Source organism: Rhizobium leucaenae USDA 9039 (genome assembly GCF_000426285.1).
GTDB lineage: Bacteria > Pseudomonadota > Alphaproteobacteria > Rhizobiales > Rhizobiaceae > Rhizobium > Rhizobium leucaenae.
The window spans coordinates 1-1,511 of the sequence record NZ_AUFB01000095.1; the positions used below are offsets into that span (position 1 = coordinate 1).

The 1,511-nt window shown below is 58.0% G+C and carries 1 protein-coding gene and 1 pseudogene; one reads left to right on the plus strand and one right to left on the minus strand.

Translation table 11 applies throughout. The features are described from left to right. Positions 1 to 97: pseudogene (locus K290_RS37110) on the plus strand (transposase); the annotation flags it as partial. A gap of 227 nt (positions 98 to 324) precedes the next feature. Here the strand turns inward: K290_RS37110 and K290_RS0133365 are convergent. Beyond that, positions 325 to 1,350, minus strand: coding sequence for an IS110 family RNA-guided transposase (locus K290_RS0133365; RefSeq protein WP_028755412.1), 1,026 nt, complete (start codon positions 1,348 to 1,350; stop codon positions 325 to 327). Positions 1,351 to 1,511: the final 161 nt, after the last annotated feature.

Genomic DNA, 1,511 nt, shown 5'->3' on the forward strand with positions numbered 1-1,511 from the left:
CGGCCTCAAGGACGAACTGGCGGCAAGAGGAGTCATTGTCTCGCATGACGCCGTTTGGCGTTTCCTGCGCCGCGAGGGATTGCGCTTCAAAAAAACGTATGGCTCGCCCGTCTGCAAGTGGTCTGAAAGACCCTGATCAATCTGCACCAACGTATCCGGTCTCAAGGCACGCCTTGGCCAAGATGGAGCTCCGCACGCCCTGATCCTCATAAACGCTCCGGCGAGGTCCGCCATCTTTTTGATCGGGTTTTCAAGGCGTCGTCTAACTGTCAGGCCATCTTCCTCATTCCACCCGCAGATACTTGCGAGACAGCAACGCCTCGATTACGCCACGGCGGCTGTGTGTTCGAACGTCACACGTTTCTGCAACACCGCCCAAATGATGCGCGCCATCTTTGCCGCCAATGCGACGATAACGATGTTTGGATGAGCCCGCGCGATCAGTCCTCGTAGCCACGCTCCGGTTGCGGTTTGGGTTCGCGCCAGGTGCGGCATGGCGGCCCTGGCCCCATGGATCAGCATGCGACGAAGGTACCCGTTCCCACGTTTGGTGATGCCCAAAAGCTTGGGTCTGCCCCCTGTCGTCATCTGCCGCGGCACCAGCCCGAGCCAGGCCGCAAGATCTCGGCCACGAGCGAAGGCTTGCGCCTGGTCGATCGCTGCCACAAAAGCGGTTGCGTTCAATGATCCTATGCCGGGGATGGATTCCAGTCTCTGACATGAGGCATCATTGCAAGAAAAGGCAGTGAACTCATCATCAAATGATGTGATGCGCTTGGAGAGACCGCGAAGATCCCGCCACATCTCTTCGACCAAACGGCGGATTCGATCAGTCAATAGATCGCCGCTGCTTTCGATCACCTGCGGTAGGATGCTCTCAAGTTTCTTGCGCCCCTGAGGAACGATGATGCCGCGCTCCAGAAGAATTGCACGCAGTTGATTGATGAGGGCGGTCCGCTCGCCGACCAAACGATCTCTGGCGCGATGAAGGCTCTGCAGGTCGAGTTGCTCTTCGGTCTTGAGTTCGACGAACCGCATGGTTGGTCGCGTCGCCGCTTCAGCAATTGCCTCGGCGTCACGGTCGTCATTCTTTTGCGCCTTCACATAGGGGCGCACGTATTCTGGCGACATGAGACGAACGACATGCCCTTGCTTTCGCAGCACGCGTCCGAGATGATGAGCGCCGCAGCACGCTTCCATAGCGACGATGCACCCAGGAAACTTTGCAGCCAGTTTTGCAATGTTGTCGCGATGTAGTCGCCGGCGCAGAAGGACCTGACCGGCCGCATCAATCCCAGCCACGCTGCAGCTATTCTTACCGAGGTCGATTCCCAATAATGCGACTTGCATGATCCGTCCCTTTCTCAATTGATCCTGCGCCATTGTGCAGGAGGCCGAGTGGGCGAGCCATTCCATAAACGATGTTTGCCCTTGAGCAGGCGCGCACTGACATCGTCCGTCGGCGCAAGCGCTGGCAGTCATGGCAGACGCGACTTGATCCTCAAAGGCTC

Coding starts and splice junctions, on each gene's coding strand:
- K290_RS0133365 (WP_028755412.1), bottom strand. CDS start 1,350: ATGCAAGTCGCATTATTGGGAATCGACCTCGGTAAGAATAGCTGCAGC.